Origin of the sequence: Lysinibacillus sp. NPDC056232 (genome assembly GCF_042267565.1) — a bacterium.
Lineage (GTDB): Bacteria > Bacillota > Bacilli > Bacillales_A > Planococcaceae > Lysinibacillus.
Genome location: NZ_JBHJTF010000033.1, coordinates 1 through 13,224, shown reverse-complemented (window position 1 = coordinate 13,224; position 13,224 = coordinate 1). Strand labels below are relative to the sequence as shown.

At 36.4% G+C, this 13,224-nt stretch carries 13 protein-coding genes and 2 pseudogenes; 7 read left to right on the top strand and 8 right to left on the bottom strand.

Features of this window, described 5'->3' with window-relative positions; all coding sequences use genetic code 11:
• The first annotated feature begins 129 nt into the window (after positions 1-129).
• Positions 130-1,098 (top strand): asparaginase, encoded by a 969-nt coding sequence (locus ACFCYJ_RS20335; protein ID WP_376076331.1) that lies wholly within the window; start codon positions 130-132, stop codon positions 1,096-1,098.
• Between the two features lie 28 nt (positions 1,099-1,126).
• Here ACFCYJ_RS20335 and ACFCYJ_RS20330 read toward each other — a convergent pair whose 3' ends face one another.
• The 7 genes and pseudogenes from ACFCYJ_RS20330 to ACFCYJ_RS20300 form a co-directional block, all read right to left on the bottom strand.
• A complete protein-coding gene (locus ACFCYJ_RS20330; RefSeq protein WP_376076328.1) occupies positions 1,127-2,668 on the bottom strand; it encodes an aminotransferase class V-fold PLP-dependent enzyme in 1,542 nt (513 codons plus the stop codon).
• Between the two features lie 4 nt (positions 2,669-2,672).
• A pseudogene (locus ACFCYJ_RS20325) lies at positions 2,673-3,215 on the bottom strand (glycerol-3-phosphate acyltransferase).
• A 138-nt stretch (positions 3,216-3,353) separates the two neighbouring features.
• Positions 3,354-4,319: a YpdA family putative bacillithiol disulfide reductase gene (locus ACFCYJ_RS20320; RefSeq protein ID WP_376076325.1), complete on the bottom strand. Its 966-nt coding sequence runs from the start codon at positions 4,317-4,319 to the stop codon at positions 3,354-3,356.
• A 117-nt stretch (positions 4,320-4,436) separates the two neighbouring features.
• Positions 4,437-5,192 (bottom strand): metallophosphoesterase, encoded by a 756-nt coding sequence (locus ACFCYJ_RS20315; RefSeq protein WP_376076322.1) that lies wholly within the window; start codon positions 5,190-5,192, stop codon positions 4,437-4,439.
• Positions 5,193-5,351: 159 nt separating this feature from the next.
• Positions 5,352-6,125, bottom strand: coding sequence for a LysM peptidoglycan-binding domain-containing protein (locus ACFCYJ_RS20310; RefSeq protein ID WP_376076319.1), 774 nt, complete (start codon positions 6,123-6,125; stop codon positions 5,352-5,354).
• 232 nt (positions 6,126-6,357) lie between these two features.
• A complete protein-coding gene (locus tag ACFCYJ_RS20305) occupies positions 6,358-7,800 on the bottom strand; it encodes a RecQ family ATP-dependent DNA helicase (protein WP_376076318.1) in 1,443 nt (480 codons plus the stop codon).
• On the bottom strand, positions 7,801-8,829 hold the full coding sequence (locus ACFCYJ_RS20300) for a YpbB family protein (RefSeq protein ID WP_376076315.1): 1,029 nt from the start codon (positions 8,827-8,829) through the stop codon (positions 7,801-7,803).
• A gap of 107 nt (positions 8,830-8,936) precedes the next feature.
• Between ACFCYJ_RS20300 and ACFCYJ_RS20295 the strand changes: the two genes are divergently transcribed.
• The 6 genes and pseudogenes from ACFCYJ_RS20295 (at position 8,937) to ACFCYJ_RS20270 (ending at position 12,886) form a co-directional block, all read left to right on the top strand.
• Positions 8,937-9,185, top strand: a complete 249-nt coding sequence (locus ACFCYJ_RS20295) for a ferredoxin (RefSeq protein WP_053482601.1) — start codon at positions 8,937-8,939, stop codon at positions 9,183-9,185.
• A gap of 298 nt (positions 9,186-9,483) precedes the next feature.
• On the top strand, positions 9,484-10,266 hold the full coding sequence (locus tag ACFCYJ_RS20290; RefSeq protein ID WP_082337380.1) for an enoyl-ACP reductase FabI: 783 nt from the start codon (positions 9,484-9,486) through the stop codon (positions 10,264-10,266).
• A 354-nt stretch (positions 10,267-10,620) separates the two neighbouring features.
• Positions 10,621-11,004 (top strand): VOC family protein, encoded by a 384-nt coding sequence (locus ACFCYJ_RS20285; protein WP_376076437.1) that lies wholly within the window; start codon positions 10,621-10,623, stop codon positions 11,002-11,004.
• 286 nt (positions 11,005-11,290) lie between these two features.
• Positions 11,291-11,676 (top strand): annotated as a pseudogene (locus ACFCYJ_RS20280) (heteromeric transposase endonuclease subunit TnsA); the annotation flags it as partial.
• A gap of 247 nt (positions 11,677-11,923) precedes the next feature.
• Positions 11,924-12,049, top strand: a complete 126-nt coding sequence (locus ACFCYJ_RS20275; protein ID WP_376076311.1) for a hypothetical protein — start codon at positions 11,924-11,926, stop codon at positions 12,047-12,049.
• A 105-nt stretch (positions 12,050-12,154) separates the two neighbouring features.
• Entirely contained in the window at positions 12,155-12,886 is a 732-nt protein-coding gene (locus ACFCYJ_RS20270; RefSeq protein ID WP_376076308.1) for a hypothetical protein, read from the top strand.
• Positions 12,887-13,017: 131 nt separating this feature from the next.
• On the opposite strand, the gene ACFCYJ_RS20265 is transcribed toward ACFCYJ_RS20270, so the two are convergent.
• The coding region (locus ACFCYJ_RS20265; RefSeq protein ID WP_376076305.1) for a hypothetical protein at positions 13,018-13,224 on the bottom strand (207 nt) is incomplete at its 5' end.

Below are 13,224 nucleotides of genomic sequence, written 5' to 3'. Positions count from 1 at the left end.
GTTATTGGGTGGAACTTTTTTGACATTAAACTTTTATTTTCGACAAAAAATATCTGTTACATGAAGATAAACTGCTATTATTATACCATGTTATGACATAAAACTTTTTAAAAGGAGATATTATTTTTTATGAAAAAAACAATTTTATTAATTCATACAGGTGGAACAATTTCTATGGCGATGAGTGATGAAGGTGCCGTTATGCCTAACAAGGAAAATCCGCTAATGAAGGAAAGCAGCAAACTTGATGCACTTGCCTCAATTATTGAAATGGAGGCATTCAACCTCCCATCACCACATATTACTCAAAAAGAAATGCTTAAATTACGTAATCTTATTATCGAAAAAGTGGCAGAGGAGAAAATTGATGGCGTTGTCATCACCCATGGTACTGATACATTAGAAGAAACAGCATACTTTTTAGAGTTAACGACTGATTTATCAATTCCTATTGTTTTAACAGGTGCCATGCGCTCTTCAAACGAACTTGGTGCAGACGGGGTTTATAATTTAGTAGAAGCCGTCCGTGTAGCTGTAGATGAAGAAGCTAGTGAGAAAGGTGTTCTTGTTGTTATGAATGACGAGGTCCACCTTGCTGTTAACACGACAAAAACAAGCACAAGCTCAGTAAATACCTTCCAGTCACCTCAATATGGCCCAATCGGACTTATTACAAAATCAAGAATATTGTTTCATCATGCCCCTATCCGCCGTCAATATGTAGATGTTGATGGTTTATCAAAACGAGTAGCCATGCTGAAAGTGTATGCTGGTATGGAGGTTGACTTACTTGATGTAGTACTCGCATGTAAATATGACGGCGTTGTATTAGAAGGACTTGGACAAGGTAACGTCCCTCCATCAGTTGTTAAGGGTATTGAAAGTCTGTTAGAGCGCGGTATCCCTGTTATACTCGTATCCCGTTGTTTTAATGGAATAGCAGAAGGTGTCTACGGTTACGTTGGTGGTGGCAAAATGCTCGAAGACCTAGGAGCTATATTTGCAACTGGCATTAATGGTCAAAAGGCTCGATTAAAATTATTAATTGGGCTCAATAAAGTTGGAACTCCTATTGATTTAAAGGAATTTTTCATGTAAAGCTAATATATTCGGCATTCACTTTAGCTTATACATCTATAATTTGCTTATAATAATCCAAGATATTATGTAAATGATTGATGGCTATCTCAAAATCTGGCTGAATAACAGACAGCTGTATGAAATTTCTTTGACGTAAATATTGGCTATCCGCATGAACATAATAACCATTTAAATTTAAGTCTCTCTGTAGGTTTGCCAAAGCCTTTGGAAGTTGTAAAGTGATGAGCATCGGATACTGTCTAGTTGAAATTTGGTAGTGCATAAATGGTAGCTGCAGCATTGTTTTAAAGCGTTGCTGTAGCTGTCCATATCTTTCTGGATATGCTTGTAATGCTGCAGTAACATTTGCAACAAGTACTGCTGGTAATGTAAACGGGATCGCACCAGACTGGTAATTAGCTAGATCGAGATAAGCAGGTATTGTTGTAGAAGATTTCACAATGTTTTGCGAAAAAACAAAAGCCAAGCCACTGAGTGCACCAATTGCTTTTCCACTCACTGCAGTCGCTAAATAACAATCCTTTAAGGAAAATGGCATTGCTCCGAACGAGCTAATGCAATCTACGCAAAGCTTTATATCGTAACGTTTAGTTAGCTGTGAAATTTCCTTTAAATCATTACATGTACCAGTCGACGTTTCTCCATGTACTGCAAGAAGCCATTGATAAGATCCTTTTTGCAAATAAGAGTCCAATATATTTGAATCAAACGAAATTCCCCAATTTTGCTCTATTACATCAAAATCTAATGACCATCTCTCTGCTTGCTTTCGAAGACGTTCTCCAAACTCACCATTTGTTAAAATTAATCCACGCCCTAATTGTTGAGCCTTCAATTGCCCCAACATAACTTCATTCGCCAATGTGCCAGTTCCTACAATTGTAGCTACATGCTCTGCTCCTGATAGTTGAAGCAACTTATTTCTCATTTGCTCAATTAATGATTGAAAGCCTAACGAACGATGAGAAAGCTCAGAATACATAAATGGTTCACTTTGTTTTACTGGACCTGGATAAAATGTATGGCACTCCTTCGCAAGTCTTTGCTGCAAAGACTTTTCAAACTCCTGTCTCGTTAATACCATAGGTAAAAATAAAGCATCCTCTGTCCCTGTAGCAAGTGCAAATTGAGTAAATCCCATTTGCTTATAAAGTTTCTCCTCACGAGTAGTACCTGAAATAACCGCTGCCGAATAACCTTTTTCGTAGGCAAAAGCAGTTAATGCCTGTGTCAATTTCAATAGTACTCTTCCTGTTCGATACGCCTTCTTGACGGCAAGCAATCGAATTTCACAAAGCTTAGTACTAATCTCCTTTGATAAATACTGCTCAACCTCTCCTATCTTTTCATCAATTGAAAAAGGCCTTTGCTCTCTAAATGCAAGCATGCCTATAAGTTCTATTCCTTTATAAACAACAATATACGTATTTTCATGATGAAAACGGTCAACTTTTTTTCTTTCGGAGTTTGGTTTATGCTGTGGAATTTCTTCGACAAAGGTTTCATAATTTAATCGTGCAATTTCCTCAAACTCCGCTTCTGTATGCGCAATTTTACACCAATACATATAATCACTTCCTTCTCTCTAAAGCCTCTTTAATATTCGACATATGCTTAATAAGCATAAAGCTTATTGCTACTAGTATCGGTATGTATAACAGTAATTTATCTGTATAAACAATCGCTCCAACATATAAAACAAAGCCACCTAACATACTAAGTGTTAAACTTCTCGTTACACTAAGCGTAATAGCAGTTCCTACAACCATCATGAAAAATAAGCTTGGTGACAGTGCCAGACCTACACCTATAAAAGTTGCTACTCCTTTTCCCCCATTAAACTTAAGCCAAAACGGAAACATATGACCAAGCATGCTCAAACTAGCGCCTAAAATGATTTCTCATTCTTCGAAATGCAGTAAACGTCCTGCACCGACAACGAGCGCACCTTTTAAAGAATCCCCTAAAAAAGTCCATAGAAAAGCAACTTTCCCAATCACGTTGCCAGCATTTCGAGCCCCTAAGTTTTTACTTCTTTCTTCCTGTAAATTAACACCATATACTTTTCCAACAAAATATGCCGTCATAAAGTTCCCTATGATATAACTTAGCATCCAGTATAATCCAAGCATTTATTCACACCTTTTTTCAGCTTCGCTTAGAGAAATTATGTCCATCGCTTTGACTTCTTCCATCCGTAGTTTAAAAAAAGCTGTATAAGCAGCTTACTTGCCTATACAGCTCTCCTATTGCTATTTTCCTTTTTCTAGAATAGTCTTCGCAATACAATCGCCATGGAAGCGGCCATTTTCGATAAAAATTTCATTAGCATTATTTCCAGCTGCAATAACTCCTGCAATGAATAATCCTTCTACATTTGTTTCCATAGTTTCTGGATTAAAGAAAGGACGTCCCGTTTCATCATCAATAGACACACCCATTGCTCGGATAAAAGAATGATCTGGATGATAGCCTGTCATCGCAAAAACAAAATCATTTTTTAAAGTTTTCTCGCTACCATTCATTTCTACAACGACCTCATGCTCACGGATTTCCAGCACATTTGTATTGAACTGCATTTGGACTTCTCCATCCCGTACTAGTCCTTCAAATTCGGGTAAAACCCATGGCTTGATGCTAGGTGAATATTCACTACTACGATAGACAACAGTGACGCGAGCTCCAGCCTTATTCAACTCAAGTGCTGCATCCACTGCCGAATTTTTCCCGCCTATTACAAGAACATCAGTATCAAAAAATTCATGTCCCTCTTTAAAGTAATGGTAGACTTTCGGTAATTTCTCACCTGGAATATTTAAATAATTTGGATGGTCATAGTAGCCTGTTGCAATCACAACATAAGGTGTTGTATAAACCTCTTTATCTGTCGTTACTGTAAACATCGCTCCATTTTTTACAACGCTATTTACTTTCTCGAAGCGATTTATTTGAATATCCTTCAAACGCACAACTTCTCGATAATAAACTAGCGCTTGGTTTCGCTTTGGCTTACGACCTTCAATAATAAAGGGCACATCGCCGATAGCCAGTCGTTCACTCGTACTAAAAAAAGTTTGATGTGTAGGGTAATTGTAAATTGCATTTACGATATTTCCTTTTTCAATGACAATTGGCTTTAATCCAATATTTTGCAAGGCTATTGCTGCGGCTAAACCACATGGGCCTCCTCCAACAATAATTGCATCTACTTGCTGCATTTCTTGACACTCCTATCAACTTTGTATTAGCAATTTGCTAATACTTTACTTAATCGGGCTTTTACCGAATTAATCCTTATCGCTTCCATTATACGCCTTCTAACAAGTTTTGGTTGTTTATTTATCCGAAACTTCAATGTCAATAATATGACACTGTGGTCTCGCACCAAGTCGGAAAGGTAATAACGTAGTACCATAGCCGTTGCTAACTAACGTCATCACACCTTCACGCTCCCGATATGAGCCGTTAGGATGCATCCCATATGAGCCAATTCTAATTTGACCACCGTGTAAATGCCCCCCCATCATTAAATCTGCTCTAAATTTTGCTCGAACTTCTGCAAAAACACCAGGGTTATGTGAGATGAAAACAACTAAGTCTTTCTCTTTTACCTTTGCAAATGCTTCATCAAATCTACTTTTCATTATCGATGTGTCTTCAATTGCATTAAGCCAAAAGCGGTTTTTTTTAGGTAGTAATACAGCATCATTGGCAATAATCTGAACACCATGGTCCTGTAAAATACTTCGTAATCGCTCTTCACCTACTTCTCTGTCATTATTACCCCATACAAAATAAGTTGGTCCTAAAGGCGTTAATAATTTAAGGTTGTCATGAATACGTTGAATAGGTGTACGTCCATCCGCAAAATCTCCACCAATTATAACAGCATCAAATGGACCATCTAACTGCTCAATCATCTGGCGGTTAATTTTGCGTAAATGGGTATCCGAAATAAAAAATAGTCGGATTTTTTCCTGTTCACCCTTTAATAGCAATTGATGATGTAAAACATTATTTTCATGTGCCACCTTCAACATATAAAGCAAGAACGCGATGACTACTAAAATAAATAGTCCAAAATAAATCATTCCTTCACTTCTCCTTACGAAAGCAAAAAGACGATTCATTTAAAAGAAGAATCGCCTTTTCACTAAATCAGACGTACGCCTCAACCCTACTTGGTGTTAACGTTTGTCCATTATTTTATACTAGAAAAACATCATTGCCAAAGAATGACACCTGTTTTCTTATGGTAACTTAATAACTTGCCCAACCGATAGAGTATTAGAAGACATACCGTTTGCTGCACGGATTTTCGCTAGTGTTGCTTCACTGCCATCACCGTAGTGATTCAATGCAATACGATATAAATTTTCATTTGCTTTTACAGTATGGGTACTTGCTTTTGCAGATTGTTTTGCTTCTTCTGCTTTTCGTGCTTCCTCAGCCTTTCGTGCTTGTTCAGCTTTTCTAGCATCTTCTGCTTTTCTAGCTGCTTCAGCTTGTGCTCTTCTAGCTGCCTCTGCATTCTTAGCTGCTTCGGCTTGTCTAGCTTCCTCTGCCTGCTTGGCTGCTTCTGCTTTTTTCGCTTCCTCTGCTGCCTTCTGTTCAGCTGCTAATTTCTCAGCGTCTTTTTTAGATGCTTCCTTTGCTTTGTCTGCTTTGTCTGCTTTGCCTTCTTTATCGTCTTCTTTGTTTTTGTCAGTTGACACAGATACTTTATTCCCTGATTTGTCAATTTCTACAATTTGATCCGTAGAATTTTTTTCAACCTCTTCAATCGTTGATCCAGGTTCATAGAATTTTAAGAAATAGACTAATATTGATAATGGAATTAAGATAAAAATTACAAAAAGAATCGTCATTAATGGCGTTTTTCGTTTTGTATTTTTTGGCTTTTTATTATTACTTCCATTTTTATTCATTCTTGCAACTCTAGATAAAGCTTCCTGTTCTTTTTGTTCTTCTTCAAAAGATTGACGATGTTCTTCGATTTTATCGCGATAATCTTCTTTACTCATTCGTCTTTCCTCCAACCTCACTACGCATTCTATCATTCTATTATGACGAATTTTGCGAAAAAAGTAAATGACCGTCAGTTATAGTCTAAAAAGGGCATATCACCATAACGTGGGGGTTGATTTCCGTTCCGACTGTGCGCTTTCCCAGGGGCGTCTAATCTTCACTGCAATCAACTTATATACATGGCATACGTTTTAACAAATGTCATCCATAACTTTTGGTGGTGAGCCTCTAAAAACCCATTAAGAGTTGCTTTAACCGACTTCCCCATGGAATCATTTCTATTTTCTTCTCTTCCTTCAAGCGTACCTTATTGATTTCATCATAATGGATTCCACAATTTTCACAACAGTTTTCCGGTTTTTTCAGCAATTTTTGCCCAAAATACCCGACTAGCTGTGTGCGAATACAGTCTTTTGTCTGGGTAATTTTATGCATTTTATCGACAGCACGATATTTTTCCAGTGCCAAATGATTTAAACGCACTTTAACTTGTTCCATCGTTTCTTGTTGCAACCAGTAATCCAGCACACGAAAAGCGGTCTCACTCAGCTCTCCATTTTTCAACATTTGTGAAGGGTGTACTTGCTGATTTAGTAGTTCCTGATAACGATCAACATGACCAGCTGTTGGCAAATCGCCTGTTACAACAAATTTCGCAAATTCCTCATCACCATCACTATATAGTAAAATGGCGAGCGCTGGTTGACCATCACGCCCTGCACGGCCAATTTCCTGCATGTAATTTTCTACATTAGCAGGCATCGTTTCATGGATGACCTGACGAATATCTGACTTATTGATACCCATTCCAAAAGCATTCGTAGCCACAATCCAGTCGAGCTCCCCGTCAATAAACTGTTGCTGAATAAACTGACGGTCCTCAGCACCATAGCCTGCGTGATAAGCTGCCGCTCGTATACCTGCCTGTATAAGCGCCTCACTATATTGTTCAGCACGCTTCCGCGAGGACATATATAATATACCCGGTCCTGCCGTCTCTTTAACATACTGCATAATCCAATGTGCTTTATCTGCCCTATCCTCAAATACAACACGCCCAAGATGAATATTAGGCCGATCCACATTGTACAAAAACTCAAATGGTGTATCGAGCGACAATGTATCTCGTATATCATTGACTACTTTATTCGTCGCAGTCGCTGATAAAGCTAAAACCGGTGGACGATTTACTTGTGAAAACCATTGTCTAATTCGTAAATAATCCGGTCTAAAATCAAAGCCCCACTGTGAAATACAGTGTGCCTCGTCCACTACGATAAGACCTAGCTGCATTTGTGAAAGCTTGTCTTGAACCTGTTGCTGTAAAAGCATCTCTGGTGACGTAAAGATAAAACGAAACTGCTCTAAGAAATGTAACACATATCGTTTTTCACTTACGGTTAAAAATGAATTTAAGGCAACTACCCGCTTTTCACCAAAGCGTTTTAGCTCCTCTACCTGATCCTGCATGAGAGAAAGCAAAGGAGAAACGATTAAAACCGGCTTCTGCATGATATATCCTGGTAGCTGGAAACAAAGTGATTTTCCCATTCCTGTTGGTAATAAAGCAATAACATTTTTTTCTTCTAAAATTGCTTCAATGACCTCTTTTTGGCCTGGACGAAAAGTTGTATAGCCAAAATACTTTGCTAATGTTTGTTCAAGTTCCATTTAAACTTCTCCTTTCGCGAGGACAAGCCTTAACTGGAAATAACTCATACCTTCAACTACTTCATGCAATGTTTTCAATTTTTTAGTTTGATAGTGTTTCGATACCTGCCAAACTTTTTCCGCTTCTTCATAAGAGACGAACGGACCAATCGAAAAGTTCGGTTCATTCATGGCTAATTCTACCAAATGATCCTCAATTGTACTTTGTTTTAATTTCCTTATTTGCACAATCTGTTCAATTGAATAGCCCTGCTCATATAAATGTGCTGTTTGCTGCGCTGAATCAGTTAATAATGCTTTGACTCTTAATCCCTCTGCCATTTTACCAAGCAGCAGATAATCATTTGTCTGATGAACTTCATTTAATAACGTATGTAGCAATTCTATAAACGCTAATTGACTATCTAAAACAGTTTCCTGACGTTGACTAGCAAGCTGCTGCCACGTCCATCCTGGTAAACTATGACCACTCAACCGATAAAGGACGAGCTGCTTGTTGGCATCTGACACGGGTAACATGGAAAGCACCTGTTCACACTCCTGCAATAATTGTTGCTGTAAATGTCCATCTTGATAGTGATGCTCGACTAAAAATGATCGAACCCAGGACTGAATATTCGTATCCCTACTAATAGGAGAAAATGAACGAACCGCAGCATTTTGATACGATAAACTTTGTACAATTAACGAGAACCTCGCAAAAAACACATGCTCATTTCCCCTATAGTGCCATCCGTCAAATAAAAAGTCAGGCGTCTGCTCTGCTCGCTGTAAACCTAGCTCTTTCATGGAATAGTGACCAGATTCTTGTATTATTAACCAACTATACTGCAAAAATGAAGTTACGACTTCATCAAATGTCTTCCGAGGTAACTTAGGTAATAGCCCGAAATAATTATGTAACTGAAATAGGCCAATGTCTTGAATAGTCTGACCTGAGCGCTTTCCTCTTAATACATGATAAGCAGCAGAAATAGTTCGTTCGTTATTTAGTTTTTGAAAGATTTGCAATAAAATTTGATGTAACATAGACGCAAATTCCTCCAATTTAATAGTATTTATGTTGAAATGTAAGATAAACATCTTTAAAATGAGTATGAAGCTTTGTAGGAACATGTAAAAGGAGAGAAAGAAAAATGGCTAAATTCACAATTGTTGATAAAGATACATGCATCGCTTGTGGCGCTTGTGGAGCCGCAGCACCAGATATTTATGATTATGATGATGAAGGTATTGCCTTCGTTATTTTAGATGATAACATGGGAACTGCTGAAGTTCCAGAAGATCTACTAGAAGACATGCAAGATGCTTTCGAAGGCTGCCCAACTGACTCAATCAAAGTAGCAGACGAAACTTTTGATGGCGACTCATTAAAATTCGAATAGTTTTAAGTATCTTTAAAGGCATCCTTAACTGGGTGCCTTTTTACATAATTATCATCCCAATGTATTTTCCCACTCAGGATATTCATAAAATCTTTTGGATAATGTTTAATCAAATAGAAACTGATCCTAGCTTATATACCAGATTCATCTCTACCTTAGTAGAGATGAATTTTTTTACTTTTTCAAGTAAAGTTGGTCACTCTTTTCATCTTGTTATTGCAACCATTTTTTATGTATGATAAGATTTTAGTAGTTGGTACTAATAACAGATATTATTTCATAAAGGGGTTCTTATTAGATGATGGATAATTTATTACAATTAAAAGATAAAAATATTGTCGTAATGGGTGTGGCAAACGATCGTAGTATTGCTTGGGGTATTGCAAAACGTTTATTTGACGTAGGTGCAAATGTTATTTTCACATATCGCCAAGAACGTTCATTAAAAAAATTACAAAAGCAATTAGAGAACATCGGACAATCTGATTCATTGATCGTACAATGTGACGTTAACAGCGACGAAAGTACAAAAGCAGCTTTCGATGAAATCGGTACTAAAGTAGGTGTTATCCATGGTATCGTGCACTCAGTAGCCTTTGCTAATGCAGAAGATTTACACAATCGCTTCTTAGATACAACTCGTGATGGCTATGCATTTGCACAAGATACTAGTGCTTATTCTCTTATCTCAGCAGCAAAGGCCGCACATCCTTATATGACTGAAGGCGGTTCTATCGTTACAATGAGCTACTTAGGAGCAGAGCGTGTCCTTGATGGCTACAATGTCATGGGGGTAGCGAAAGCTGCATTAGAGGCATCTATGCGCTATCTTGCTGCAGATGTTGGTAAAGATAATATTCGCGTTAATGCTATCTCAGCTGGAGCGATTCGTACACTTGCTGCAAAAGGAGTTCCTTCCTTCAATACAATCTTACACAAAATTGAAGAAACAGCTCCATTAAAACGTAATGTTCAACAAGACGAAGTAGCAGATATGACAATCGTGATGCTTTCTCACTTATCACGCGGTGTGACAGGCGAAACGATTTACATCGACGCTGGCTACAATATTATGGGTTAAATACAAAAAAGCATGGAAGATCAATTAACTTATCAAGACCAAAATTGAAAAAAGTTAAATAAATTAAAGGACCAAACATATTTTATATGACTAATATGTTTGGTCCTTTTAGATACCTATTTAAAGTATTGAATATATTTTGCTCTTCTCCATCATTGTTTAGTAACATTAAAAATACTGGAAGAAATAAGAGATAAAAAATAAATTGATATTCAACTAACGGGGCAGTTTAGTTCAATAAGAAAAATGGAGATTAGAAGGAAAAAAATACATAAATGGAGAAAGTATCTGTTAAAGATATTGGAAGGAGTCGATAGAATGAGCGAAAAGTTGCTAAGGGTGTGAACTACTTATATTCCAGTAACTAATGTAGAAAATTCTTATGAATGGTATGTAAACAAATTGGGGGCAGAGTTAAGCTATAAAGACGAAGACAAAGCAATTCTTAATTTTGCAAACCAAAGTATTTTTCTTGTTAAGTCTAAAGAAAGTCAAAGTTCTAACTTCTATGATTGCTATGGTGTAGAACGTTTTTCTATAACATTTGAAGTTAATGGACTAACTGCATTAGAGGCAATTCATAGAGATTTTATCGATAAAGAAATAAGAGTTGGAGAAATTGAAAACAGAGGACACTCTGGAAGGAACTTTGTTTTCTTTGATTTAGATGGTAATAAATTTGATGTGTGGAGTGAATTAAGTCCACTTTTCAAAGAAAAATATCTTATCACGAAATAAAAAAAACTATTTTTTTGAACAAACGAAGGCTTTACTTGAAGAAAATCGGGTTGCGTATGCAGCCCCTTTTTTGTTTTACTAACGGAGCAGGTTAGTGGAAGAAATAGCAAGTGGGTTTAACTAGGAGAAGTGTCGATGACATTAAAGAAGACACCGAGTGTAGATTTGAAATAAAGTCGCGATGTTTATAAAAAAGATGCGATGTTTAAAATAAAGTCGCGACGATTGTAAAAAAGTTACGAAGCTTTACCGCTTTGGTTATTATTTAGCCAAATGGGTGTTTTTTATGTCTAAAAGAACTAGAACATCTAAAGTTGAAAAGTGGATTAAAGAAGGTCGTGGCTCGGGAATTGGTGCCGATTATAAACCGTGGTTAAATATTCAAGATGTTTCCTCATTGGGAAGATCCACTCGTTTAAAAGGTATTAAAACGAAAAGGCAGCACGAATTTTTATCAGATTTGGAACGGAACTACTTTTATTTAACAGAATATTCGGATTTTGTTGTTGATATTCGAGAACAATTTCCTTTATTGCCGTTGGAAGAAACAATTTTTCATTGCTGATGAATTAGGTCTAAAACATCCTACAGACCTTAAATGAGCCAGTTGTAATGACAACGGATTTTTTATTAACGGTAGAAAAAGGAAGTGGGTTAGTAGAGCTTGCACGAGGAATGATTCTTACTCTAATCACACGGTGAAGGGCACTTTTTTTAAGAACGCTTATTACAGCGATTGATAAAGGTACTCGTATGTCTTTAACTTTTCAATCTTTGTAATAGGCGTTTTCTCTATGCCTAAATTTAAACAAGGAGGAATCACATTATGCGTGTAAATATGGTTTGGTCTGGAGACAGTAAACAATTGTGGTATAGATGATTCTTTATGGGAATTAATAAAATTGGAGGTTGTATATAAATGACTTCAATGAAATCTATTGAGTATATTGTATTAGATGAATTGTTTGGTGAAATGAAAGGACATATAAATGCTGAAACATTAGAAAATGCAATATTAAATTTTAATAATATACCGAATCATTAAAATAATAACAATTTTAGAACTTATTTCACTATATTACCTTTTAAAGAAAAATATGCTAATATAGTGAGTGTCACGTGGCAAATTATTACTTAGGAGGTATTATTAGTGAAATTTCGTTCAATTCTTTTAACATCTTTAGCAGTTCTAGGTATTTCAGGTTTTGGGTTTGGAACTATTGATGCAAAAGCATCAACAGATTTAAATCAAACTAAAGAATCAGCAACAGTCTTTTCTGATGATGGCTTACAATCAATAAAAGAGAATCAATTAAAAATGGGTAGTAATGAAGAAACTGCTGATAAATTAATTGAAAAGTACAAAAATGGCGGTATGGCTGATGCAGATTTAATGGGATTTGAAGACGCTGTAAGTTCAAGTACTGCTGTCATAGGTGAAATTACTAGTACCACTTATGTATTCCCAGATGGTTCCAGAGCACAAGCGACAGTGGATAAAACACAATCATCAGCTATTCAAAGAATAGGTATCAGTGGGGGTTCTTGTCAGACTACATCGGGTGGAACAGAATGTAAAGGAGTAAAAGTTAGCAATAAATTGGCGGCTTATGGATATGAATACCAAGTTAATTATTGGTTGAACCGTTATGGAAACGATTCTATTATGTGGCAAGGGAACCCTAACATTTGGATGGCCGGAGGAACTTATGCAAGTATGTCTCTTCGAAAGGTTACACCTGTGAATACAACTTGGGATGATGAAGCTCGATTATCTGCTCAACTAAATGTAGGTGGAGATGTTGGTTCCATAACTAGAAGTTTATCATTCTATGTAGGTAACAGAAACAAAACTGATGTAAAATGGAACTCTTTTTATTAAATAGTTCATTTTTATAAAAATTAATTTAGGCTCTATGAGTGACCTCAAATGTAAATTAAATTGAGGTCACTATTTTCTATCTACTTTTTTAAAACTACTGTCTAATTCCTCTGTTTTTTTGGAAAAGGCCCCTAAACATTTTTTCCTTTACGTTTGATTTTATAGATTATCAAGATAGCAATTACTACTATCGGTATTATAAATACACCTAACGAAACAATGTTTGCAATTATATCTCCAACATGCATATTTGACATATTGATGCTCCTTCTTAAAGATTTAAATCTGGAAATTAAAGTATAAATCCCATTTATGTAAATTATTTTATTATATATATA

Bases quoted from the DNA above. Each gene is read 5' to 3' on its own strand.
- ACFCYJ_RS20335 (WP_376076331.1), top strand. From the start codon at position 130: ATGAAAAAAACAATTTTATTAATTCATACAGGTGGAACAATTTCTATG.
- ACFCYJ_RS20330 (WP_376076328.1), bottom strand. From the start codon at position 2,668: ATGTATTGGTGTAAAATTGCGCATACAGAAGCGGAGTTTGAGGAAATT.
- ACFCYJ_RS20320 (WP_376076325.1), bottom strand. From the start codon at position 4,319: ATGCAGCAAGTAGATGCAATTATTGTTGGAGGAGGCCCATGTGGTTTA.
- ACFCYJ_RS20315 (WP_376076322.1), bottom strand. From the start codon at position 5,192: ATGATTTATTTTGGACTATTTATTTTAGTAGTCATCGCGTTCTTGCTT.
- ACFCYJ_RS20310 (WP_376076319.1), bottom strand. From the start codon at position 6,125: ATGAGTAAAGAAGATTATCGCGATAAAATCGAAGAACATCGTCAATCT.
- ACFCYJ_RS20305 (WP_376076318.1), bottom strand. From the start codon at position 7,800: ATGGAACTTGAACAAACATTAGCAAAGTATTTTGGCTATACAACTTTT.
- ACFCYJ_RS20300 (WP_376076315.1), bottom strand. From the start codon at position 8,829: ATGTTACATCAAATTTTATTGCAAATCTTTCAAAAACTAAATAACGAA.
- ACFCYJ_RS20295 (WP_053482601.1), top strand. From the start codon at position 8,937: ATGGCTAAATTCACAATTGTTGATAAAGATACATGCATCGCTTGTGGC.
- ACFCYJ_RS20290 (WP_082337380.1), top strand. From the start codon at position 9,484: ATGATGGATAATTTATTACAATTAAAAGATAAAAATATTGTCGTAATG.
- ACFCYJ_RS20275 (WP_376076311.1), top strand. From the start codon at position 11,924: ATGACTTCAATGAAATCTATTGAGTATATTGTATTAGATGAATTGTTT.